Genomic DNA, 25429 nt, shown 5'->3' with positions numbered 1-25429 from the left:
GACCCTACGCAGTTTGTAGAAGTCATTATTTGACCGCCAATCGTCTGTAAACGAAAACGCAGGCAGAGGAATATCAAATGAAACTTCTGTACACCCTAAATGAAAGACCGCCTCATGGGCTGACCCTCCTACTCGCACTGCAACACATGCTCGCCTCGATTGGTGGCATTGTTGCTGTTCCCCTCATTGTCGGCGCTTCTATCGGCCTACCTAACACAGAGATCGTCTCGCTGATCAATGCTGCGCTACTAGCGTCAGGTATTGTAACCGTCGCTCAATGTCTCGGCTTTGGCCCTGTTGGCATTCGACTGCCCGTTGTTATGGGTTCGAGCTTTGCCTTTTTAGGTGTCGCTATCTCAATCGGTAACGAAGGCGGTGTCGCCGCTATCATGGGCTCGGCGCTTATCGGCTCGTTTGTCGTGATTGGTGCCAGCTTCTATATGGACAAGGTTCGGAAACTGTTCCCAACCGTGGTAAGTGGTGTGGTGGTTACCCTAATCGGCTTAACCATTTTACCGGTTGCCATGAATTGGGTCGGAGATTCTCCTGCCAACACGGAACAATTCGCTACGCTACCAAAACTGTTTCTAGCTCTAGTCTCTTTGGGGATTGTGGTTGGTGTATCGGTTTACTGTAAAGGCGCGGTTGCCGCTTCAGCCATCGTGATTGGTTTAGCGGGCGGCTACATTGTGGCGCTATCGCTCGGTATGGTCGACCTTGAACAAATCAGCTCTGCCGCTTGGGTTGGCGGACCTGAACCTTTCAAATATGGCTTTACCTTTTCTGCCAGTGCCATCATCAGTATGAGCTTGGTGTACATCGTGGTGATCGCCGAAGCAACGGGTGACTTCATGGCATTGGGCAACAACTGCCAAACCCAAGTCAGCGGTAAAGATCTAAAACGTGGGCTGTTAGGCGATGGCCTTGGTAGTACCTTATCTTCGATTTTAACAGCGATGCCATTGGCGTCGTTCAGCCAAAACGTCGGCATTGTGGGTATCACAGGGGTAGCAAGTCGCTATGTAGTGGCTGCAACCGGTGGTTTACTAATTTTAGGCGGTTTATTCCCGAAATTAGCTGCTATTGCCGTCACGATTCCGAAACCTGTTTTGGGTGGTGTGGGCTTTGTGATGTTCGGTATGATTGCTTACGCGGGTATCCGCATGTTGATCAAAGCCGCAGACACCAAACGAAATGCCTTGGTAATCTGTGTAGGTTTGGCGTCTGGCTTGGCGGTAACTTTCGAACCAAGACTGCTGCAACACTTACCGCATGATTTGGCGAACTTCCTTCACTCGGGCATTACCACAGGCACCATCATGACGGTTCTGCTAAACCTTGTGTTACCAAAATCATCAAAAGCTGAAGAACAAGAAGCGTTAGCCGAGAGCCAAGCGCAAGTTGAGCTAGAAATGAAAGAACAGGCTGAAGAAGAACTACACTCAGGCGAGCAGTTAGAGATTCAACATGCAAGTACAGAAGCAGACGTTCAAGCGGCATCAGAAAATCCTGAGCCAAAAACGAACTAGCTGATCCCCCAATTTAACGGGTTCACTGACTAGCGTAAAACCGATTTTCACAGAATCAGGGAATGATTAGAACATTGAACGTTTTAACGCCCCCTGATTCGAATTTATCTATCAACAGCAAATACCAACAAAGACCCTCTTCCCTGAAAAGGCTGAGATGGCTAAGGACTACTATGAATGGAAACCATCTGGATTAAGAATCCTCTCGCAATCTACACTGGCTCACAGGCTGATGCAGAAGGCGGAATCGTCATTAAAGGTAATAAAGTCATTGAATTGGTTGGCAAACACAAAGAGCCGACCTTACCCGTAGATTACAGCGTCGACGCCTCTCGTCATGTTGTAACTCCCGGGCTTATCAATGCGCACCACCACTTCTATCAAACCCTAACGCGTGCCTACCCTGGCGCACTCAATAAAGAACTCTTCCATTGGCTACAAAGCCTCTACCCAGTTTGGGCTAACCTCGATTCTGAGATGATGAGCCTTGCTACAGAGCTAGCATTGGTCGAGTTAATGATGTCGGGCTGTACCACCGCGTCAGACCACCATTACTTGCTACCAAACGGGCTTGAGCATGCCATCGATTTACAAGTCGAAGCGGCAGAGAAGCTAGGTGTGAGAGCGATATTTACGCGTGGATCCATGAGCCTTGGAGAAGATGAAGGTGGACTACCTCCACGACACACCATTCAAACTGAACAAACCATTATTGATGACAGCCAACGCTTAATTCGCGATTACCACCAGCGTGATGAAGGGGCGATGATTCAAATCGCACTCGCGCCTTGTTCGCCGTTTTCAGTCACTACAGACCTGATGAAAGAAACCGCCAAGATCAGTGAGCGTGAGAACGTGATGATGCACACTCACCTATGCGAAACCTTGGATGAAGAAGACTTCTGTATTGAGAAATTTGGCCTACGCCCTGTGGATTACCTAGAAGATGTGGGGTGGCTGAATGAACGCACTTGGCTTGCTCATGGTATTCACTTCAATCCAGAAGAGATCAAACGTTTGGGTAAAGCGGGCATTGGTATCAGCCATTGCCCGACGTCCAACATGATGCTGGCTTCCGGTATTTGTAAGAACAACGATCTTGAAGCAGCAGGCGTAAAAGTCGGGTTGGGTGTTGATGGTTCCGCCTCAAACGACGGTTCAAATATGATTGCCGAAGTGCGCATGGCAATGTATCTACAACGCCTGCAATATGGTTCTGCCAATGTTTCACACCTCGATGCACTGCGCTGGGCAACGTCAGGCTCAGCACGCGCAATGGGCAGAACCGACATTGGTACGCTAGAGGTTGGCAAACAAGCCGACCTCGCAATGTTCAAACTCGATGATATTCGTTTCTCTGGTAGCCACGATCCACTCGCTGCATTACTACTTTGTGGTGCTCAACAAGCGGATAAAGTGATGGTGGCCGGAAAATGGCGAGTTAACGATGGTGCCGTTATTGGCGTAGACATGGAGCAACTGATGCACCGCCACCATTCTGCCGCAATGAAGCTAGGTAAACTGGCGATGAATAACAACTAACTAAGATACTTGCCCATCAAAGACTGTAGGCCAAAGCGAACGGCTTTGGTGGGTAAACTTATAAGCATTAGAAAACACCCGCAAGCATCCCAAAAAATCTGCAAACATGATTGCCTCTCAATCTGTATCAATCTATTTCTTTAAATAGTTCTACCTTTATTAAATCGGAAATACAAACAATAACTAATTAAATACAATCTAATTGAATATAATCTAATTTAATTACACCTAATATAAGATCACCTAATAAAACATTCGCTAATAAAAATTCCCGTCATTATAAAAACACCCGTACATTGTTTGGCACAGATCAAATTTAAAACGCTCGTTCTATTTATATATTCATTAAATTAATCAACAGATTTAGTAATAATAAGAATAATGGCGATAATTATATTTTTATCATTTAACACCTTTATGAATAGAATGAAAACCTCTCGAGGCCTTTCCATAACTAGCCTGACAAAAGAACCAAAACTAATGATTCAAATATCATTAAATTCAATAGATCAACAAACGACCAATATAAATCCAAATGTGTGACCTAAATAGAACTTTTCATTATAAATCTGCTATAGATTGACCAAATCTTATAAAAACAAAAAACACATTAAAGAGGTTAGTTTTAAAGAACAAAAAATAATCACAAAAATAACAATATTAAAATATTCAATAACCCTTCATAAATATTTAAAAAATGCCATCAAGTGGTAGGGGGATTATTGTCTTTGCAAAAAGCTAATAACAAATCTAACAGGGCTAAACGATGAAAAAAATCACAAAAACACTTGTATTATCTTCGATATCAATTGGGCTACTTTCCTCTTTTGCACTCACTTCTCAAGCCGCTCCAGTTCAAATCAACCAAGCGTCAGCTGAACAAAACATACCTCAAGTTACCTACGACACGATCATTGGTGAGAATGGCGTCTTTATCGATTTAGAAACTGACAACTTTATTCTTAAGCAACAAGAGTGGTATCAGATTCAAGCCTATGTAGAAGGTGCTTTGGCCCTACCCGTGACAGAAGCCAGTATGAAGTCGACTTTAAGTATTCCTAACGACATTCCTTTCTCTAATTTCCAAGCACTGGTTCAGCAATACTCAAATATTCACGATACCGCCTTTTATTGGAAAAAAGATCTTTATCCAAGCATCGTTGGTCTTTCATTAAGCTTGGCCAATTACGTCCAAATTAAAGACTACATGCTTAACCCACTTAGTGATGCTTTGAATGAAATGCTGGCCAAAGCATTCTCGCCGCTCCCAGAAGATATCGAAGCGGTAGAACGCAATAGAAAGGTGGCGATCGCTTACCTGAAAAGCCTGCAGAGTTTTTCCATGAGATACCAACAAGAAGTGTCTGACGTTGGCGGTAACCTATTGGAATTTTCAGCTACATTAGATACACAAAAATTGCAGTTAGATGTGTTGGAAGGCACTCACAACGGTTACCTAAGCGACGATGGCAGCGCGCTTCAGCAGCGAGTGAATGACATCAATGCGCGTATTACTCAACTCAACAAAGATTACACTCACTACGTTACGGTCGCCTCTACCGCGGTGACTTATGCATGGTTCCCTCTGGTTGCAGGTCCAATCATGGGCGTATATGGCGATAAAGCAGAAAAAGCACGCAAACTTCGTAACGAATTACAAAACGAAGTAAAAGAGCTTCAAGACCAGTTAACTTACACACAGAAAATATATAACTCTTATCATCGCTCTTCAGAGAGTATCGATATGATTTCTCAACAAATAGAAAATGCGATTCCACATATTAATAAGCTGAAACTAAATTGGCAGAAAATGAATGCCGACTTTACTTCACTGCTCGTTGCTTTAGAACAAGCCCAGAATAATGCCGACATCATGAAAGACGACGCAATGCTAGGCGCAATAGGCGCTCTTGCCAATACAACGGTTGCAGAAAGTAACTGGAGTAATATTAGTGAGAAAGCAAAAGCGTTCGCAAACAATGCATATATCCAAGAAATGGAATAGTCCATAGACCTCTCGATCATATAAAAACACAAAAATATAACGCAATAGCCAAAAATATATCCCTAACAGAAAGCCACACCTTATCAAAATTAAGGTGCTGGCTTCTGCTACCCAAAATTTGGCAAATACTAATTTCGACAGGACATCAATATGAGACTTCTACCTATTATTATTTCTCTTTCATTCTCTCCACAGGCTTTTTCTAGCGATTGGCTTGAACTGAACAATTTACCCAATTCAACCGAATACCCAACTTGGGTTCAATCGGCCTATTCCGATGTCGGCGTTCTATCTCGTTCCACATCCGATTTACACATCAACCTCAGTGATTGGATAGCAGAACAAAACCTTTACGTCACTCAACCCTCAAAAATCGTCGTTTTTGCAGATACCATTGAAATTCCAGAGAATTTCAACTTGCTTGTAAACAACCAAAACATCCTTATTTTTGCGCGGAAAATCGTTGGCCAAGGCACGCCGACGTTTGTGCTCGGACAGCAAGGCTCTGCAGCCTCAATTTCTGTGATTGCCGGCGAAATAGAAACACCGATTAATGTACTCGCTTTCCAAAGCGATGGCAGCATTACACGAGATGCCCTAACAGGAAATACAGGAGGTGGTGAATCCGTTGTCTTAGCAGGAGAGCACTACCGAAGAACGACCATTGACTCGAACATTACTGGGCAAATGAAACTGGCTACTGAACCTTTTACAGACATTGTTAATCGCTCGTTTGATATGGCAGCCAGCTTATACGATACCAACCCAAAGCTTAGCCTCGACCTCATCAACTGGATTGAACAGAGCTTGCGTTACTCAGGTTCAGTGGTGGAAGACGATCCGATTCTTTCCGACCTTTACCTACAAACGGTCGCGTTCAAGCAATTCATTAGCTTCAGCACCAAAGAGAGCAATTACGTTCCTTATCTCGACAAGGTGTTATATCAAGATAAATACGAAGCCTATTTGAACGCTATGATCGCGTATCAAACTCAATGGGACATTATTCAAGATAGAAACACGGTCATTGAAGACAAGATTGAAGCCGCCAAGTTAGCACTCGCTAACATCGAAGACGTTCTACGCGCTCAGAGTTCGATCATCACACAAACCCAATCCAACATAGACAAGATAGGCGATAGCCTGACCGAGGTCGATAGCCAATATAAAGCACAAGAACTAGTCACTCTCAGTTCAAAAACCACTTATTTAGTTGGTGTCGAGAATTGGAAAACCCAACAACAACTCAATGCGGCTCTCGCAATATTCAAAGCAATAGCCGAAATTGGAAGTGCCGTGAGTGGGGTATTCACAGGCAACCTTTCTGGTGTGAATGACCTAACCGAGCAATTGGCTAAAACACCTGAAGCATTAGAAAAAGCGAAAAACCTCGTCACCAATATCAAGTCCGTCACAGGCATTATTGATAGCGTGACCAAAACGATTTCTGGCATTTCTCAGTTAACCGCGGACATTAAATCAACCATCAAGCTCCAGAAGGTATCTGAAGCGATGGATGGCTTTAACTTCAACATCCCAACCATCAATGAAAGCAATCTGGCGTGGGATCTGATGATCACCGAGATCCGCAGCAACTTAAGATATGCCGATAGCTTAGGTATCAAAGGATCAAGACAATACCTACTCGAACTCGAAAAGCAGGTTCTGCTCGGTAAGGCAATTAACATCACGCAGCTTAACTTTGCTCACGAGCAAGCGAAGTTGGTAGACCTCTTACTCACCAATAATGTGACTATCAATCAACAACAAAGATTGAACGATGCGATCGAGGGTTATCAAGTAGACACTGACAGCTTCGATTCGATTGAACGTGAACTATCACGAGTGTTGATGCACTTTAAGCGTCCGATGTTCGTTGCTTTGTCTAACTATGTTCAGGCATACGAATATTGGGCATTGAAGCCAAGCGAAGTTACGCCTTCTCTGAATAAAAGCTACTTGGACTACCAGTTTAATTTGGCTACTGTCGAAAGTGAGTATGTAAATGCTCTGTCTTCTTTCCAACCAGCACCACAAGATTTCACCATCGACAACTACACCATTTCTAGCCCCGAGCAACTAGAGAGCTTTGCAACAACCGGACAACTAAACTTCACCATTCCACTAGAACAAGTCCAATTGTGTTCGTTTGACCGCGTTAGGCTTTCCACGGTACGAGTGTTCTTAGAGGGTGAAAACTTACCTTATGGCAAGCAACTCAACCTGCGAGTTTCCAGTTCGGGTAACTATTTAGACCGATATGAGAACAAGGACTATCAGTTCAGTTCTAACCCTGTTTCACGCGCGTTCTATTACCGCCTAGATGATCCAACCACCAACGATGTTAGCATCATCACCGATGGTGCCGTGGCGAATAAATTCGAATACGCCTACTTCCAACCCACTCCGTTTTCATCATGGAATGTCACGCTCAACAACTTTGATAAAACCGAGCAAACGAACAACCAGTACTTAAAAGATGTCGAACAGATTCGCGTCGAATTCTTAGGCAGCGGTATCCCGAATGGCAATAGCTGCTCTAATTAGCTAAGTGCTACTTTAGCTAACCGAAGCGTTGCGTTAATCCAAGAGACCGAGGTTAAGGGGATCAACCACCAACAAAAAGGCCGACGTGGTGTCGGCCTTGTTCATTCAGTTCGATTTTTAGAAACCGATTTACACCTTAATCCATCAAGCTCTTAGACTTAATCGCCTTCTTAGAAAGCTCTTTGGCAAAGGCTTTGATATCAGTTTCAAACTCATCGACGCTTTGACGAATGTCATCCAGTTGAACGGTCTGCATCACTCGATTTTCCATTACGATTTGGCCGTTAACAATAGTGGTGTCGATGTTGCTTGGGTTCGCTTGGTAAACCAAAGTCGCATATGGGTCGTAATTCGGCATCATGTTCGCCGATTGTGTCTCTACAATCACGATGTCTGCTTTCTTACCCGCTTCAAGAGAACCGATTTGGTCTTCCATGTGTAGGGCTTTCGCACCACCTAATGTCGCCATCTCAATCACTTGCTCAGGAATCATGATGGTGCGATCTGAATGCTTTAAGCGCTGCATATTAGCTGCGTAGCTTAGGGTGCGCATGATATCGACTTGGTTTGAACTCATTGGACCGTCTGTTCCTAAGCCAATGCGCATGTCGGCACGATACATCTCCCAAGCAGGCGCAATGCCTGTCGCCCCTTTGGCGTTCGCCATTGGGTTGTATGAGATACCCGCGTCAGCTTGCTTGAGTAGCTTTTGATCGTTCTCTGACAGGTGGATACCGTGAGCAATCACGACACGCTCATCAAGCACACCGATTTCATCCATGTATTCAACTGGCGATGTCGCTTTGGTTTCGTCTTTGATGCGCTTTTCTTCATTCGGGAATTCAGCAACGTGAATCAACACGGGTACATCGTATTGAGCCGACAGTTTATTGATTTCTTGCAGCTTATCTTTGCTCACGGTGTACACCGCGTGTGGTGCATAAGCAGGTGTGATTAACTCATCGTTTTTGTACTGCTCAATAAAGCCTTTGGCATACTCGATGCCGCCGTAAGGTTCTTTGGCATCAACCACTGGGAATTTAATCACGGTTTCACCCAGCACGGCGCGCAGGCCGACTTCTTTGGTCGCCTTAGCCATTTCGTCCATGTGGTAATACATGTCAGTGTAAGTCGTGACACCACTTTGCGCCAACTCGATAGAACCAAGTTTGGTTGCGTTGTAAATCAATTCACGGCTTAGCTTTTCTGCCTCTAGTGGGAAGAAGTAAGCAAACAGACGATTCGAGATGCCCTCTTCCCCCAAGCCACGAAACGCTATCATAGGCAAATGGTTGTGAGCATTGACCATGCCCGGCATAACGATTCCATCTTGAGCGTCAATCACCTTTTCAGCGCGGTATTGAGTAATCAAATCCTCGTTACCAACAGCGATGATCTGGTCATCTTTCACCACAACCACACCGTCTTCAATCACATCCATTTCTGAATTGATTGTTAGAACCTGTCCATTGGTGATGATCAGATCGGCGTTGTATGTTTGCGTCGCGACCGTCGAACCACAACCTGCCAGTAGAACTGTGCTGATGGTGCATGCCAAGCTTTTAAGCGTCATTGCTAAACCTTAATGTTGTGCGTGTAATAAATATAGAAGTCTAATATTAGCTTCTAGCTTTAATAAAAATGAGGTAATTGAATTTTTGCCGATACTATAACGCTAACTTTAAATAAAATGGCATACCTAATCGAGCCAAATTCAAGATAAATAAGTTATTGCACAACAGGTCACAAAAGTAGCTTTGCACATATGCTCACTCACATGCACAAACAAAAAAGGCCTGCAATCGCAGACCTAAATAAACGTTCAAACAACGTTAGCCTTTCACCCCACACCCTTTAATCACTAGCTGGGTGATGAATTCAGCGGCATCTTCATAGTCTTTATCATCGAGCTGCTCTTTCTGCATCACGCTACAAATCTGCCAGCCAAAATCGGCGTAGGTTTGGGTGGCTGCCCAGATGGTGAACATCAGGTGGTGTGCAGGAACGTCATCCATTAAGTCTTGTGCTGACCACGTTGAGAACTTATCGAGGATCATCTGGGATTGCTTATACAGTTCGTCACCAATCTCTTTCGGCAATACTTTAGCGCCAGACATCACTTCGTTTGCAAATACCTTAGAGGCGTGTGGATGGTCACGAGAGATGATCAACTTAGTTTGAATATATTGAGATAGGGCTTCAACAGGGTCGCTGAGCTCTTCAATCGGACGTGACGCTTCCAGTAAGGGCTGAGTGACGGTTTCTAGAACGGCATTGTAGAGCTTATCTTTGGAGCTGAAATAATAGAATACATTAGGTTTAGGGATGTCGGCCGCTTTCGCGATATCAGCCATTTTTGTTGCGGCATATCCATGAGTAGCGAATTGTTCACACGCGACTTCGATGATTAAATCTTGATTCTTTTGTCTGATCCTAGACATATTGCCCCCCTTACAGCTCATCAATAAAACCATAGTAATCAACGTGCTTTATTAGTCCAGAAGATAATTCCAGAACTCAAGGTCACCGCATCGATAACAATAAAATGGCCGCTCTATTTGTTAAGAAGCGACCATTCCATGCCGTGTTTTTGAACTGTTCAAGTTATAGAATCAATATTGCGCGGAAGTCATTCACATTGGTCAACGTCGGTCCCGTGGTAAGAAGCACATCGACTTGCTTGAAGAAATCGTAGCTGTTGTTGGCATCGAGATAGTCTTGCGCTTTAAGCGACAAGCTCGAACCTTGCTGCCATGTTTGTGGGGTAATCCACGCGCCCGCATTGTCCTCCACGCCATCAATCCCATCAGTATCAGCGGCCAAAGCGAAGATATTGTCTTGGCCCTTGAGCTCGTTATATAGACTCAACAAGAACTCACAATTACGCCCACCGCGACCATTTCCCTTAACTGTTACCGTGGTTTCGCCGCCGGAAAGTATCACGCAAGGCGTCGCAAATGGGTGCTTGTGATTGGCCACTTGCTTAGCCAATGCAGCGTGAACTTTCGCAACATCTCGCGCTTCTCCCTCTATACAATCACTCAACAGATAAGCCGGAATGCCTAAGCCTTCAGCTTCTGCTGCAGCGGATTCCAATGCCGACATCGGGGTGGCGATAATATGGTGCTCTGCATTTTTCCAACATACGTCATCTGGCTTTACGGTTTCTGACTCTGGATTATTTAACCATTCAAATGCCGAGCGTGGTGTTTCTATTTGATAACGTTCTAAAATTGCCATCGCATCAAAACGCGTGGTGGTGTCGGGTACGGTTGGGCCAGAGGCAATCACACTGATGTCATCACCCGGCACATCAGAAATCGCCAATGACACAACTCTTGCTGGATAAGCAGCTTTGGCTAAGCGACCGCCTTTTATCGAAGATAGATGTTTGCGAACACAGTTCATCTCATCAATGGCTGCGCCCGACTTGAGCAGCGCCTTATTGATTTGTTGCTTCTCAGCCAAGCTAATGTCGCCACCGGGCAGGCTTAGCAAAGCAGAACCGCCGCCAGACAGTAGACAAATAACGGTGTCGTCAGCACTCAGGCCACTCACTAATTCCAGCATACGTTGGCTCACTTCTAAGCCCATCGCATCCGGGACGGGGTGCGCCGCTTCGATCACCTCAATGTGTTCGCAAGGTGCGGTGTGTTCGTAGCGGGTCACGACGAGACCTTCAAGGTCACGCAGTGCGAGATCTTGCTGTTGCTTTGCTTGCCAAACCGCTTCAAGCTCAGCGGCCATCGACGCGGCTGCTTTTCCTGCGCCAATTACCACAGTTCGCCCAGCTTGGTTAGCTGAGCGGTAAAAAATATCTTGAGGAAGAAAAGGTTCGATGTGATTTTTAGGTAGCGCCTGATTAACAGCACTTGAGAAAAGGGTTTGTAGAAACTGCTTAGCATCAATGTCCATCAGCCACTCCTTAGTTGACGGAGAAAAAAAGAACCCCGATACAAGGCCAAAGGGTGCCTGCTAAGATCAAGTTGGAAAGGAACAACTTCAACCTCTGCCTCGTATCAGGAACGCGTATAAAAGGAGACGAAACTACGCGATTTATAAACAAACTGGTGGGCTACAAATCAATAGCAGCCCGAATTAATTAATGGATAATCGGTTGATTGACTAACCACTAAACGGACAAACCGTTAATTAGATTAACGAATCGAGTGGTCAGAACGTTTCTCAATCGCTTGGATAAGCGCAGAGTGGTCCCAACCTTCGCCGCCCATTGCGGCACACTCGCCAAATAGCTCTTGTGCGTTTGCCGTGTTCGGTAGTGCAACACCCAACTCTTGTGCACCCGTTAGCGCCAGATTCAAGTCTTTCTGGTGAAGTGAGATTCTAAATCCTGGATCAAAGGTACCTTCAACCATGCGCTCACCGTGTACTTCCAATATCTTAGAGTTAGCAAAGCCACCTAATAGAGCCTGACGCACGCGTGCTGGATCAGCACCAGCTTTCGAAGCAAATACGAGCGCCTCAGACACGGCTTCGATATTCAACGCCACGATGATTTGGTTTGCGACCTTACACGTTTGGCCTGCACCGTTATCACCCACCAGCGTAATATTCTTACCCATGATTTCAAATAGCGGACGTGCTTTGTCAAAGGCGTCTTGCTCACCACCCACCATGATAGTCAGCGCTGCATTAATAGCGCCTACTTCGCCGCCGGATACCGGAGCATCAAGGTATGACGCGCCGCCTTCGTTGATTCGAGCTGCGATTGCTTTGGTCGCGATTGGCGAGATCGAACTCATGTCGATAACCAGTTTTCCAGCTGCACCGCCCGCCGTTAGGCCTTTCTCTACGCCGTTGTCACCAAACAGAACATCTTCAACTTGAGGGGTATTCGGCACCATTAAGATAATGATATCCGCTGCTTCAGCCGCTTCTGCTGGTGAATGGCAGACCGTTGCACCCGCTGCCACAAGATCAGCAGGTGCTGCATTAAAGTGATCCGACAGAATCAAATCGTGACCTGCTTTTTGAAGGTTACTCGCCATAGGTTTACCCATGATGCCAGTTCCGATAAATGCAATTTTAGACATGTTGTTCTCCTTAACGTTTGAGGGTTACCAGACGCAATTAACGGTATTGGTGCAGCCAACCAAGGCCTTCTGTCGTTGTCGTTTTTGGTTTGTATTCGCAACCCACCCAGCCTTGATAGCCAAGCTCATCAAGATAATTGAGCACGAATGGGTAATTGATTTCGCCAGTACCCGGTTCGTGTCGGCCTGGGTTATCTGCCAGTTGCACGTGTGCGATTTGGCCAATGTTTTGTTGCATGGTCGGCGTAAGATCGCCTTCCATAATTTGCATGTGATAAATATCGTATTGGATAGAAAGGTTATCGCTCCCTACCTCTTTAATGACCGCTTTGGCTTGCTCTGTGGTGTTCAAGAAGAAGCCCGGAATATCACGGGTGTTGATCGCTTCTATCACTAGGCTGATGCCTTCTGCTGCTAGCGCGTTCGCCGCGTAATGCAGGTTGATCACAAACGCCGATTGCGCGTCTTGTTGGGTCACACCTTGCGGAACAATCCCGGCCAAGCAATTCACTTGTGTACAGCCAAGAGCCTTCGCGTAAGCAATCGCTTTAGGTACACCCGCTTGAAACTCTTCAACTCTTGCTGGGTCTACCGCGATACCGCGGTCGCCAGCGTCCCAATCACCCGCAGGCAAGTTAAATAGCACTTGCTCTAGGTTATTAGCGTCGAGCTTTTGTTTAATCTCATCCGCATCAAAGGCATATGGGAAAAGGTATTCGACACCTTGAAAGCCCGCTTCTGCGGCAGCTTCAAAGCGGTCCATAAAATCAACTTCCGTGAATAACATTGACAAGTTTGCTGCAAATTTTGCCATGACTCTGTCCTTATTCTTTATCTGGTAAAACTATGACGGTTTAGTGAAGCAACGGTTATTTGGTGGAGCTACGGTTGCTTAGCAAGCCTCGCTCTATTGGAGACTTTCCATAGAGCTAAACCTCAGCTCTACGGATACACATGACTTAATGATTACTTGTACGCTAGCGCTGTTGGGGCATCGCCACGGCTTTCGGCAAGCGGTTCAAATTCATTGATGGCGTTGATCTCCACGCCCATCGCAATGTTGGTCACTCGCTCAAGAATCAACTCAACAACAACCGGTACCTTATGCTTGTTCATCAGCTCTTTAGCTTGCTCAAACGCCGCCGCAATTTGGTCTGGCTCACTAACTCGAATCGCCTTACAGCCTAAACCTTCAACAACGGCTACATGGTCAACACCGTAGCCTTCAAGTTCTGGCGCATTCTGGTTATCGAACGCCAGTTGTACACAATAATCGATATCAAATTGACGCTGTGCTTGGCGAATCAAACCTAGATACGAGTTGTTCACCAACACATGAATGTATGGCAGGTTGAATTGAGCACCTACCGCCAGTTCTTCGATCATAAATTGGAAATCGTAATCACCAGAGATGGCAACGATATCGCGATTTGGATCAGCTGCTCTTACACCCAATGCGGCTGGTGTTGTCCAACCTAGTGGGCCAGCTTGACCACAGTTGATCCAGTTACGCGGCTTATAAACATGCAGGAACTGAGCGGCAGCGATTTGCGACAAACCAATCGTGCTCACATAACAAGTTTCACGACCAAATACCTTGTTCATCTCTTCATAAACACGCATCGGTTTCATTGGCGCTTCATCGAAATTGGTTTTACGCAGCATGGTCGATTTGCGTTCCTGACACTCACTTGCCCAAGCATTTCGGTTTGGCAGCTTGCCAGCATCACGCCACTCTTGCGCCACTTCAACCATTAGCTCTAGCGCTGCTTTCGCATCAGAGACAATGCCTAAATCTGGGCAGAACACGCGGCCTATTTGGGTTGGTTCAATGTCTACATGTACGAACTTTCGGCCTTCGGTATAAACATCCACAGAACCGGTATGACGGTTAGCCCAGCGGTTACCAACACCAAACACAAAATCAGAGTTCAGCATGGTTTCGTTACCGTAACGGTGAGAAGTTTGTAGCCCCACCATACCCGCCATTAACTCATGATCATCCGGGATCGATCCCCAACCCATTAAGGTTGGAATAACAGGAACACCAGTGATCTCGGCAAACTGTTGCAACAATTCAGACGCGCCAGCGTTAATCACGCCACCACCCGATACGATCAGCGGTTTTTCCGATTGAGACATCATGGTTAATGCTTTCTCAACCTGCGCGCGTGTCGCTTGTGGCTTATAAGGCTCTAACGGTTCATAGGTATCGATATCAAACTCAATCTCAGCCAGCTGAACATCAATCGGTAGATCAATCAGGATTGGACCCGGACGACCCGAACGCATTAAATGAAAGGCTTTTTGGAATGCGCGTGGCACTTGTGCAGGTTCCAGCACCGTGGTTGCCCATTTAGTGACTGGTTTAGCGATAGATTCAATATCAACCGCTTGGAAGTCTTCTTTATGAAGGCGAGCACGCGGAGCCTGACCTGTGATACATAGGATTGGGATTGAATCTGCAGACGCCGAATAAAGCCCCGTGATCATGTCCGTTCCCGCAGGGCCAGAGGTACCAATACACACACCGATATTGTCTTGATTGGTACGCGTGTACCCTTCGGCCATATGCGATGCACCTTCTACATGTCGAGCTAAGACGTGGTCGATTCCTCCGAGCTTTTTCATAGCCGCATACATAGGGTTTATTGCTGCGCCGGGAACACCAAATGCGATGTCTACACCTTCACGTTTAAGCACTTCTACCGCTGCTTCAATCGCTTTCATAATTGCCATTCGAACCTCCAGTTCAGATTGTATACAATTAAACTAACTTTTGTGTACTATGAATCATACTCAGCATTTATCAAGCCCAAAATGAAACATTTTCATTACATCAGCCCATCGCATTTAGTCCGCACTTACCCTGAAAAGCTTACAATTCATTGCTTTACATAAAATATCTTTACGTAAAAATAAATTACAAAAAGATTAAATGATAAATAAATGTTAAATACCGTTTGATTGTTTACAATTTCTACCATATAAATATCCTTAAAAAGAGAATTTTGTATACAAAATGACATCGTATTGTGTAAAGGAGACAGGCAATGATGAATGACGTGAAAGAGAGAGAAGATGTGCTGTGTATGCAGGTACTTGGGAAGATGGACAACTCCGAGTACAAAGAGATCTTGTCTAAAGATGCATTAAAGTTCTTAGAAGCCCTTGTTAATAAGTTTGGAGATCGCCGTCATACCCTGCTAAATGACCGCGACATAAAACAAGCTCAATATGACAACGGTGAGCTACCTAATTTCAGAAAGGACACCATTTCCATTCGTCAGAATAAAGAGTGGAAAGTGGCGACACCGCCGCCAGAGTTACTGGATCGTCGCGTAGAGATCACCGGACCTATCGAAAGAAAGATGGTGATCAACGCGCTAAATTCAGGCGCAAAAGTCTTCATGTGTTGCTTTGAAGACGCCTCTTCCCCGACTTGGGCCAACATGGTCGAAGGGCAAATTAACCTAAGAGACGCCAACCTTGGCACCATTAGTTACTTCGATGAGAAGAAGCAGAAGCGTTACCAATTAAACGACGATCCTGCATTGCTGATCGCACGCCCACGAGGGATCCACCTTCCTGAGCAATCCATCCAATTCAACAATCAGCCTATCGGCGGTTGCTTGATGGACTTCGCCTTGTACTTTTTCCATAACTATCAGTCACGAGCACAACAAGGCTTAGGCGTTTACTACTACATTCCCAAACTTGAGAGCATGGAAGAAGCACAGTGGTGGGACGATATTTTCAGCTTCACCGAAAACTATTTCCACGTACCCAAAGGCACCATTCGTGCGACGGTTTTGATTGAGACGCTTCCAGCCGTATTCCAAATGGAAGAGATCTTGTACGCAATGCGTGATCATATCGTAGCGATGAACTGTGGCCGTTGGGATTACATCTTCAGCTACATCAAAACGCTGAAAAACCATAAAGATCGTATCCTGCCAGACCGTCACGGAATCGGTATGGATCAAGAATTCCTAAATGCCTATAGCCAGCTGTTAGTGCGTACTTGTCATGCTCGCGGTGCACTGGCGATGGGTGGTATGTCGGCCTTTATTCCAGCAAAAGATCCGCAAGAGATGTCGCGTGTAACTGCCAAGGTTATCGAAGATAAGCAAAGAGAATCTCAGAACGGACACGATGGCACATGGGTCGCGCACCCTGCACTGGTTGATTTGGCAATGTCGATCTTTGATAAGCACTTAGATGGCAAAGTAAACCAAATGGATTTCCAAAGCCCAGAGCATGTGATCAATGCCGACTCGTTGCTAAAACCTTGTGAAGGCAGCCGCGACGAAGCAGGAGTACGTAAAAATATACGCATTGCGCTGTATTACATTGAGGCTTGGATCCAAGGCTACGGTTGTGTGCCTATCTACGGGCTAATGGAAGATGCCGCCACCGCAGAGATCTCAAGAGCCAACATCTGGCAATGGATCCACCACGGGGTAACACTCGATGATGGCCAAACCTTTACCAAATCACTATTCCACTCTTGGCTTTACCAGGAGTTAGACACAATAAAACATGAAGTCGGTGACTCGCGCTACGCAGCAGGTCGATTTGAAGAGACAGCTGATCTTTTCTATCAACTTTCTACAGCCGAAGAGTTCGCTGCCTTCCTAACTTTACCCAGCTATGGGCTATTACAAGAGTCCAGTTAGGACTCTTGTACCGAGCTGAACCAGTCAATGATATTCACAAACAAGAGTAATGATTGGTTGGCTGAGCTTGGTACGTATGCCCCTTGAAAAACTAGGAGATAACATGGGAAGTTTGACTCTACAACAAGCGTTAACCATCATCGATGGCACCTTAAAAGCAGGAAACAAGATCCACACAGAACCTTTGACGGTCGCCGTCTTAGACAGCGGTGGCAAGCTGATTTCTCTGCAACGTCAAGACGGCTCTAGCATGATGCGACCAGACATCGCGATCGCTAAAGCGTGGGGGGCACTCGCACTGGGTTGTTCCTCTAGAAAACTCGCCCAAGATGCTGACAACCGACCAGCATTCATCTCCGCCGTAAACGTGCTGGCACACGGAAACATGGTGCCAGTACCAGGGGGGCTACTGATTCGAGACAAGGATAAAACGGTATTGGGTGCTATCGGCGTGAGCGGTGACATTTCAGACATTGATGAAAGCTGCGCCATTAATGGTATTGGCTGCGCAGAACTGTTCAGTGATGAGATGCTGCAAGCTTAACTCGCTAACTCTCTGTACTTGAAATTCTTAGACAGGAACAAAAAAACCGAAGCGATTAGGCTTCGGTTTTTTGATTCATAAGTTGCGCCAACAACACTAACGAATAACGAATAACGTGTGATTAGACAAAGAGCACTAACGAACAAGAACCATTAAGCGCGTCCATTTGGTATCTTGCTTTAGCTTGTTAGACAGCCAGTAATCAACACTAAACGATCCCGCGCCAAGTACCGCTAACGCCAGATACCCACCAGCAACAGAGACATTTTTGTAGAAGTGAATCATTTGACCCGACGAACTTGGGTCGAAGTGAAACATAACACCAGAGACTAAAGAAAAAAATGCAATCGAGAACGCTGTAAAGCGAGTCATAAATCCAGCTAAAATTGCAAGCCCGCCACCGAGTTCAAGCAAGATAACCAAAGGCAACAAGTGAGCACTAACTCCTTGAGATGCCATATATCCCGCGGTTCCTTCATAGCTAAATAGCTTTCCCCAACCCGCTTGAATAAACAAGTAAGCCAATAAAATACGAGCGAAAAAAGTTAGTGTGTCGTTCAATCTAGTGTTCATAGTTCTAAGCCTTGATAAGTTTCATTGCCGATAGGTTATTCGACTTAGCATTAAGATGATAACGAGAAAAATAGAACAACTTGTTTGAAATTTTAGTAGACATGCTCACATGCAAATTACTGACTAAATCCGAAGATTGAACAACCTCAATGCGGTTACCATTGCCTTAAATTCATTAAAACACTTGCTTTAAAAAAGCTAGAGAAGTGCTGGAGAGCCTCGGCTCAACCTAAGCCATCTAAACGAGTCAGAGATGTAAACCCATTTAACAAACACAAAAAAACCGAAGCTCATCACTTCGGTTTTCAAATCAGATTAAGTTAGCTCAGTTCAATAAATTCAGCAAGCCGCTCCAGCCAGTCAATTACTCGTAAGCACTCAACCATGTTTTCAGCAGCTGGTTAGTATTTTTCTTCTGGCTCGCAGACAGAGATTTCACAAGCTTCTTCTGCGTTTCAACATGCTCAGTCATCATTTGGTCAATAAGAATAAGACCATCTTTTGTTAACTGAACACTCACGCTGCGTCTGTCTTCTTTACTGTGCTCACGACTGATCAGCCCTTTCGCTTCTAGCTTATCAAGGCGATTGGTCATCGCGCCTGATGTCAGCATCATCGAGCCGATCAATTCTGACGGAGTCAGTCGGTAAGGCTTTCCAGAACGTCGCAACGTCGCCAGCACATCAAACTCACCCAGCTTCATGTCGTATTTTTTATGAAGCTCGGCAACTTGCGTCTCCATATACTTGGCAATACGCATAATCCGGCCCATCATTGCCATAGGCTCAGTTTCTAATTCGGGCTTTTCCTTTGCCCATTGCTCTACAACGCGGTCGATAGCATCCATTTGCAATCTAGCTCCGTGATTAGTCTTGTTTACTTCAAACTAGTTTAACATAAAGATACTTTACAACCACTAGTTCTCAGTATACAGTTCACACAATAGTTATCTTAACGTAAAGATATTTTAAATGAACATATTATTAGCAATGATCCCCGCGTTCTTTTGGGGAACAACCTATGCAGTGACGCAATTTACGCTACAGGAGTGGCCACCATTATTATTAGGTGCTCTGCGTGCGTTACCTGCTGGTTTGTTATTGCTAGCAGTAAAGCCGACACTGCCTAAAAACGGCGAGTGGCAGATCATTTTCACATTGGGTCTTATCAATATTGCGACCTTCTTTGGCCTGATCTTCGTGATGGCACTAACGCTGCCTTCAGCGATTTCTGGCGTGGGTATGATCTCTGTGCCTGTGTTCGCGATGCTCTTCCATTGGGTAGTGAAAAAGCAGCGCCCGCATTTGATTCAAGCCCTGTCTGGTATTGGCTTGATCACCTTAGCGTGGATACTGTTTAACCCAAGCCAAATCGCTTTGAATCCAATCGGTTTAGGTGCCATGTTCGCCGCAATCATGTGTATTGTCATCGGCAGCAGTATTACCAAATCACTGGGTAATCGCATGCACTGGTGGAAGGTATTAACGTGGCAGCTGATTCTAGGCGGTGCGATTTTGTCTGTCGCGTCTGGCGTTCATGCGTTCATCGACCCGCAACCTTATGTTAATGCTGTCACTCATTTCGATTCTCGCAATGCAATGGGTCTATTGTGGGTAATTGGGCTAAATACTGCGCTTGGTTACGGCATGTATGTATGGTTACTACAACGTATGTCTGTGGTTGATTTCACCTTCGGTGGCATCGCTAACCCAGTGGCTGGCATCGTTACGGGGATGGTGTTGATGGGTGAATCCTTTACTCCAGTACAGTATTCACTGATGACAGGCATGATCGTGATGTCACTGCTACCGCAACTTATTCTGGCAGTAAGACAGTCCAAACAAGTTAAGCCTGTTACGCAGTAGACACTGTCTCTTAAACGTATTGATCAAGAACGCGCCTCATTGTGGGCGCGCTTTTTGCTGCTACGCTAAAAACAATAATCCAGCAGCCATACTCGCCGAGTTGATCATTCCTTGAAGTAAATTAACCCCTCAAAAAGAACAATAACTTTAACTCACCCTGCCTTTGTGAAAATAAATTATTAAAAAAGATTACATTAGAGATTTAATTTCTATATTTCATTTCAATTAGAGATAAAAAGACAAAAAATTTCTCCGACGACCTACTTATACTGTGCCACGTCATTAAGGCGCCACAAGCTTATGATTTAAAATAATTATTAATGAGTAGTCACCATGAATTCGAAGTCTCTAACTATCTTGCTTTTTGTCTCTGTTTGCTTAATTTGGGGAACCACTTGGTTCGCTATGGAAGTAGCATTGCATTCTATCCCACCTATTTTTGCTACTGCGTTACGCTTTTTACTTGCAGCACCTCTGCTTGCGGTATTAGCGAAAGTCTTCAACCAACCACTGCTGTTCCCTAAAGGTAAGCGCCAATGGCTGCTTATTGTTGCGCTGATGTATTTCGCGATTCCGTTTACGTTGATGATCTATGGCGAGCAATACATCTCTTCAGGTTTAGCGTCGATCATCTTCGCCAACATGCCTGTGGTTGTGATGCTGATGTCTGGCTTATTCTTAAGTCTACGACTGGCGAAGCACCAGATATTCGGTTTGATTACTGCTGTTGTGAGCCTATGTTTAATCCTTGGCAACGAAATGCAGATGGGTGGCGATGACTACCTAATTGGCACGGTTTGCTTAGGCCTTGCTGTTGCGATTCACGCAGTTATGTATGTGCTGGTTCAAAAGCACTGCAAAGGTATTGAAGTACTGACCTACAACGCCGTACCGAGCCTGATTGCTGCTTTATTCTTATTCGCTGTTTCAGCTGTAGGTGAAAACGTGAATGTTGAATCCTTCACTGGGGATTCAATCTCAGCCGTGGTTTACTTAGGCTTTTTCGCGAGTGTTGGCGGCATTGTGGCTTACTTCAAATTAGGACAGGTTTCGACCCCTTTCCAAGCGTCTATCTGCTTTTTGATTTTCCCGGTAGTAGCGCTGCTAATATCTTGTTACGTCAACGGTGAAGTTCTGTCTGAACAATCATTGTTTATGATGATCCCCCTGCTTTGCGGCATTTTACTCACCAAGGCACCAAAGGGAATTTTCAAGCTGCGTACCGAATTAAAAACCGTAAGAAACTGATCCGCGTGAAACCTATTTTGCGGATTAGATATACATATCCCACATAAACAAAAAGCTCCAATATCACTATTGGAGCTTTTTGCTTATTTCATAATATCGAGACCAACATTAGCGCCAGCTAAACATTCGCACTTCGTTGCCCTCTTCAGGTTTCTTCGGAATGTTTAAAGATAGCGCTAGAGAAACCACGGCCATCACTGCACCAATATAGAAAACCGTTGCAGGAGAAGACAACCAAATCACACCAAACACCACTGGAATAACGACCGCTGCAATATGATTGATGGTGAAAGAGACACCAGCGGTTGATGCCATGTCAGCCGGATCTGCAATTTTCTGAAAGTAAGTTTTGATCGCTAGTGCCAATGCAAAGAACAAATGATCGACCACGTAAAGTGCTGCCGCCCACTCTGCGTTTTGCACTAAGCCATAACCGACAAATACACCAATCAAACCGACATACTCGAAAATCAGCGCCTTACGCTCACCCACCACACCAATAAATCGACCAATACGTTTTGCGAACAAGAAGTTAAATAGGTAGTTGATTAAGAACAATAGCGTTATGTCAGCTGCCGAGTAACCGAATTTCTCTACCATCAGAAAGCCTGCAAACACGGTGAAGATTTGTCTTCTTGCACCACTCATAAACGTTAGTGCGTAGTAGAGCCAGTAACGCTTTCTCAATACCAGTTTCTTATTTTGTTGGGTCTTAGTCTGAAATTCAGGGAAACCAAAGGTCATCACCAAAACTAAAACAAAACCAATTCCGCCAGTGATGCCATACACCCAAGCAAAGTCGAGTTTGAGTTGCTCTAACATCACCCAAATAGAGCCATAAGTGATTAAAGATGCCAACGCGCCAACGGAGATCATCTTACCTAACATCTCTGGTGCTTCTTCTTTACTCAACCATTGTAGTGACAAAGACTGCTTCAGCGTTTCAAAATAGTGGAAGCCCGTCGACATCAAAATCGTAGTCAGCAACAGACCAGTGAGTGAAGGGAACAGACCCGTAATCGCGGTGCCTACAGTGAGCATCGCTAGCGATATCAACATAAAGCGTTGTTCACGTATGAAGGCCAGCACAAACACTACGGTAAACGCTAAGAAACCAGGTATTTCACGAACACTTTGCAATAAACCAATATCCGCACCATCAAAGTTCGCTTTTTCAATCACGAAGTTATTAAGCAGTGCCATCCAGCTCGAAAACGCGATAGGAACAACAATCGAAATCAGTAATAAAAAGTTTTGCGGCGTTTTCCAGCTCGCAGTTCTATCGAACATTGACGGACTCCTGTTCGTCTAATTGAGTAAGCACTCGTAAGGTCAACTGCTCAGTATACGGGTTAATCTTCCAATGCTCTGGGCTCCAGCCTTTTACGAAACGTTGGAAGTCGGCCCATGCGACATAGAACATTGGTCGCCAAGCGGATTCGACTTCATAGAACGAAAGCTGTGGCTGATAGTACGCCAATGCCTCTTTCAAGTGTCGGAAGTAAATATCCAGTACCTGTGACTCAAGTTCAGCGCAGTCTTGCGGCCTCACCGCACTACTCATGAACAAAGCGACATCTTTCATCGCACAACCGTGACCCACATATTGGAAATCGACGGCAGCTGCGTTTTGGATTTCTGAATCAAAACAGAAATTGGCAAGCTTGGCGTCTCCATGTACCAAGGTTGGATACGGACACTTTTTGAGTAAATGGTCGATGTGCTTGGCTTGGTTCTTCAAGGGTAAATCAGTCAAAGTGTTTAACTCATCAGGACGTGTGTCTAAATGCCAATATGTGCCGACTTGCCACAATGAGGCTGATTGTTCTTGATCTACATTGATGTGCTTTGCGTGAAAGTTAGCGAGCCATTTTAGGCAAGCATCGCGTTGTTTATGTTCTTCTAGTGTATAACCAGAAGCTCGTTCAGACTGAGTATCTTCGGTCTCCACAACATCAAAAGCAGCAAACACATCAAACTGAGAAGTTAACGGAAAGCCTATATCCGCTAAGTCTTGCATCACAATTAGCCACTCATTCTCTTCTAGTTCACAGTGCAACCCTGTAGGTATAGGGCAACGTTCGTCCCACTGTTGGGTGAACGATTGATACCATTTCGTCTCAACTTGGTAAGAGTGCACCTTTCGCTGATGAGATAATTTGGTGTTCCACCCCTTGGGGTGTTCGGCTTTGTCTGGCAATACGACATGCTTAACGATGACGCTGTTCATCGAAGCACTGTTATTTTTAACAAAGACCAAGCGAACTAACTCGCCGTAACCGCCCCACAAGCGTTGAATAACTTGTATATCAACGACTTCATTGCATCCGAGCGAGTTGGCAATTTTCTGATAAAGTACGGGAACCGATTGGCTCGAATCGGCTTCAGTTTGGCTAAGTTGTTTTGATGACTTTGGTTTTGGCACAATTGATTGAGACATAAGTACCATTTATGCCTCAGACGCTAAAAGATGCGACCATTGTTTCTGCCTATGCATGTAGTGAACAACATAACTGCACACTGGAACGATCTTAAAACCTGCCTGTTCTATTTCAGGTAAAATAGATTCCATCATCACCTTACCAAAGCCCTTGCCTTGCAGTTCATCAGGGATACGAGTCGAGGTGATATGAAGCACATCCCCTTGTTTGTGGTACTTAACGACTGCAAATTGGTTTGGTTCGAGTTCAACTGTGATCTGGTTCTCATCTTGAACCCATTTTATTGCCTTCATTCTCAACTCCTACAAATAATTGATACGACAAACAATTAAAGTTTGAAGTATGAGTTCCATGTAATAGACTAACGCAAGTGCATATAAATAAAACTAAGTACTTACAAACAAAGTAAATAATTTCAATTCTCTGGGTTAATATAAAATCCATCCAAAGAAAAGACACTCTATAAATCGATGTAAGTACACCTACTAAATCTAGCACGTAATTACCCCTTGTTAGCAAGTCATCAATATCTAACAGACGCATGTTGGCGCATGGAGAACATATAATGAACGCACCACTGAAGAAGCCTTTGGAGCATAATCAGGCACTTCAAGACCCTCGTAACCGCACCGTTTCTACGATAAACAGCACCGATGCACTGGCCATGATTGAGCACGGCAGTGAACTGACATTAAATGTCTCGACTCCGGTTGGCACTAAGTTTCTCGCCACCACCAAATTTATCGGAACGCACAGTGATAACTGTATTGTGGTTGAGGTTCCCGAGGTATCCAACGAAGACCTGAATTTTTTCTTTCAAGAAGGTTTTTGGATGACGGCTCGTGCTTACTCTTTGCGAGGTGAAGGCGCGCTTATCCACTTTAGAAGCCAAATCCACCATAAGGTTGGTGAACCCTTCCCTATTCTTGTACTCTCAACGCCAAGTACGATGCAAGTGACTCAACTGCGTAAAGAAACACGCTACGAAGTGAACTTAGCTTCAAGAATTATTTTCAACGACCAACGAGCAAATTGTGAGATAAGAGACTTATCAAAAAGTGGTTGTCGCTTTGTTACCTCACCAACCTCTCGTGCGATTCAAATTGCCGACCGAGTGTCTATCGAGATTACACCTGAAAACTACAATGGCCCACTGATTCCACCATTGAGGGGTGTCATCTGTAATCTGCAAAAATCGACGCACTACGCTCGATACGGTGTGGAATTTGATGATATTGGTCGAGCTAACGCTAAACACTTGTTGGCAAAATTGAAGTTCGATGGCACCAAGCTCTGCTTACGAAACGCGTAACCTAGTTTGATACCAAGACCATATCGTTATTTAAGACAGCAGGCCGAATAAATCCGATCACTAGCGTTCTAATTCGCACCAAACAAAAAG

The 25429-nt window shown here is 45.0% G+C and carries 20 protein-coding genes; 9 read left to right on the top strand and 11 right to left on the bottom strand.

The features are described 5' to 3' along the window. Positions 1-77: 77 nt before the first annotated feature. The 4 genes from IQO02_RS19355 to IQO02_RS19340 all read left to right on the top strand — a co-directional run bounded on the left by IQO02_RS19355 (position 78) and on the right by IQO02_RS19340 (position 7623). The gene (locus IQO02_RS19355; protein WP_016793175.1) at positions 78-1529 is read left to right on the top strand and encodes a nucleobase:cation symporter-2 family protein; all 1452 of its coding nucleotides are present in this window, start codon (positions 78-80) and stop codon (positions 1527-1529) included. Positions 1530-1706: 177 nt separating this feature from the next. Further along, positions 1707-3071, top strand: coding sequence for an 8-oxoguanine deaminase (locus IQO02_RS19350; RefSeq protein ID WP_010432708.1), 1365 nt, complete (start codon positions 1707-1709; stop codon positions 3069-3071). A gap of 766 nt (positions 3072-3837) precedes the next feature. Then, positions 3838-5076 carry an alpha-xenorhabdolysin family binary toxin subunit A gene (locus IQO02_RS19345; protein ID WP_016785510.1) on the top strand — a complete coding sequence of 413 codons (1239 nt, stop codon included), beginning with the start codon at positions 3838-3840 and terminating at the stop codon, positions 5074-5076. A 150-nt stretch (positions 5077-5226) separates the two neighbouring features. Then, on the top strand, positions 5227-7623 hold the full coding sequence (locus IQO02_RS19340; protein WP_016793174.1) for a hypothetical protein: 2397 nt from the start codon (positions 5227-5229) through the stop codon (positions 7621-7623). 136 nt (positions 7624-7759) lie between these two features. Here IQO02_RS19340 and IQO02_RS19335 read toward each other — a convergent pair whose 3' ends face one another. The 6 genes from IQO02_RS19335 to gcl all read right to left on the bottom strand — a co-directional run bounded on the left by IQO02_RS19335 (position 7760) and on the right by gcl (position 15416). Beyond that, positions 7760-9196, bottom strand: a complete 1437-nt coding sequence (locus IQO02_RS19335; RefSeq protein ID WP_016793173.1) for an amidohydrolase — start codon at positions 9194-9196, stop codon at positions 7760-7762. Between the two features lie 259 nt (positions 9197-9455). Then, a complete protein-coding gene (locus IQO02_RS19330; protein WP_010432697.1) occupies positions 9456-10064 on the bottom strand; it encodes a TetR/AcrR family transcriptional regulator in 609 nt (202 codons plus the stop codon). 163 nt (positions 10065-10227) lie between these two features. Next, the gene (locus IQO02_RS19325; RefSeq protein WP_016793172.1) at positions 10228-11538 is read right to left on the bottom strand and encodes a glycerate kinase type-2 family protein; all 1311 of its coding nucleotides are present in this window, start codon (positions 11536-11538) and stop codon (positions 10228-10230) included. A gap of 242 nt (positions 11539-11780) precedes the next feature. Continuing rightward, entirely contained in the window at positions 11781-12677 is an 897-nt protein-coding gene (locus IQO02_RS19320) for a 2-hydroxy-3-oxopropionate reductase (protein WP_016793171.1), read from the bottom strand. Between the two features lie 37 nt (positions 12678-12714). Beyond that, positions 12715-13491, bottom strand: a complete 777-nt coding sequence (hyi, locus tag IQO02_RS19315) for a hydroxypyruvate isomerase (RefSeq protein WP_010432688.1) — start codon at positions 13489-13491, stop codon at positions 12715-12717. 152 nt (positions 13492-13643) lie between these two features. After that, positions 13644-15416, bottom strand: coding sequence for a glyoxylate carboligase (gcl, locus tag IQO02_RS19310; protein WP_016793170.1), 1773 nt, complete (start codon positions 15414-15416; stop codon positions 13644-13646). Positions 15417-15730: 314 nt separating this feature from the next. Here gcl and aceB point away from each other — a divergent pair, with 314 nt between their 5' ends. Further along, entirely contained in the window at positions 15731-17356 is a 1626-nt protein-coding gene (gene aceB / locus IQO02_RS19305; RefSeq protein WP_016793169.1) for a malate synthase A, read from the top strand. Positions 17357-17459: 103 nt separating this feature from the next. Then, on the top strand, positions 17460-17900 hold the full coding sequence (locus IQO02_RS19300; protein WP_008220964.1) for a GlcG/HbpS family heme-binding protein: 441 nt from the start codon (positions 17460-17462) through the stop codon (positions 17898-17900). 135 nt (positions 17901-18035) lie between these two features. On the opposite strand, the gene IQO02_RS19295 is transcribed toward IQO02_RS19300, so the two are convergent. Then, entirely contained in the window at positions 18036-18473 is a 438-nt protein-coding gene (locus IQO02_RS19295; protein ID WP_010432679.1) for a DoxX family protein, read from the bottom strand. A 364-nt stretch (positions 18474-18837) separates the two neighbouring features. Next, positions 18838-19320: a MarR family winged helix-turn-helix transcriptional regulator gene (locus IQO02_RS19290; RefSeq protein WP_010432677.1), complete on the bottom strand. Its 483-nt coding sequence runs from the start codon at positions 19318-19320 to the stop codon at positions 18838-18840. A gap of 124 nt (positions 19321-19444) precedes the next feature. Between IQO02_RS19290 and IQO02_RS19285 the strand changes: the two genes are divergently transcribed. Both IQO02_RS19285 and IQO02_RS19280 read left to right on the top strand, forming a co-directional pair. After that, entirely contained in the window at positions 19445-20338 is an 894-nt protein-coding gene (locus IQO02_RS19285) for a DMT family transporter (RefSeq protein WP_016790082.1), read from the top strand. Positions 20339-20671: 333 nt separating this feature from the next. Next, positions 20672-21586 (top strand): DMT family transporter, encoded by a 915-nt coding sequence (locus IQO02_RS19280; RefSeq protein WP_016766946.1) that lies wholly within the window; start codon positions 20672-20674, stop codon positions 21584-21586. Between the two features lie 108 nt (positions 21587-21694). Here the strand turns inward: IQO02_RS19280 and IQO02_RS19275 are convergent, their stop codons facing one another. Genes IQO02_RS19275 through IQO02_RS19265 form a run of 3 tightly spaced genes read right to left on the bottom strand, consistent with a single transcriptional unit; the run spans position 21695 to position 24320 of the window. After that, entirely contained in the window at positions 21695-22876 is a 1182-nt protein-coding gene (locus tag IQO02_RS19275; protein ID WP_010432674.1) for an MFS transporter, read from the bottom strand. Next, positions 22866-24035 carry a phosphotransferase gene (locus tag IQO02_RS19270; protein ID WP_016797775.1) on the bottom strand — a complete coding sequence of 390 codons (1170 nt, stop codon included), beginning with the start codon at positions 24033-24035 and terminating at the stop codon, positions 22866-22868. Before IQO02_RS19270 ends, IQO02_RS19275 begins: the two co-directional genes overlap by 11 nt. Then, positions 24036-24320 carry a GNAT family N-acetyltransferase gene (locus tag IQO02_RS19265; RefSeq protein WP_016766944.1) on the bottom strand — a complete coding sequence of 95 codons (285 nt, stop codon included), beginning with the start codon at positions 24318-24320 and terminating at the stop codon, positions 24036-24038. A gap of 272 nt (positions 24321-24592) precedes the next feature. On the opposite strand from IQO02_RS19265, the gene IQO02_RS19260 reads away from it, so the two are divergent. Next, positions 24593-25339: a flagellar brake protein gene (locus tag IQO02_RS19260; RefSeq protein WP_010432668.1), complete on the top strand. Its 747-nt coding sequence runs from the start codon at positions 24593-24595 to the stop codon at positions 25337-25339. Positions 25340-25429: the final 90 nt, after the last annotated feature.

Origin of the sequence: Vibrio sp. OPT24 (assembly GCF_015163545.1) — a bacterium.
GTDB lineage: Bacteria > Pseudomonadota > Gammaproteobacteria > Enterobacterales > Vibrionaceae > Vibrio > Vibrio cyclitrophicus.
This window is presented reverse-complemented; position numbering and strand designations above follow the sequence as displayed.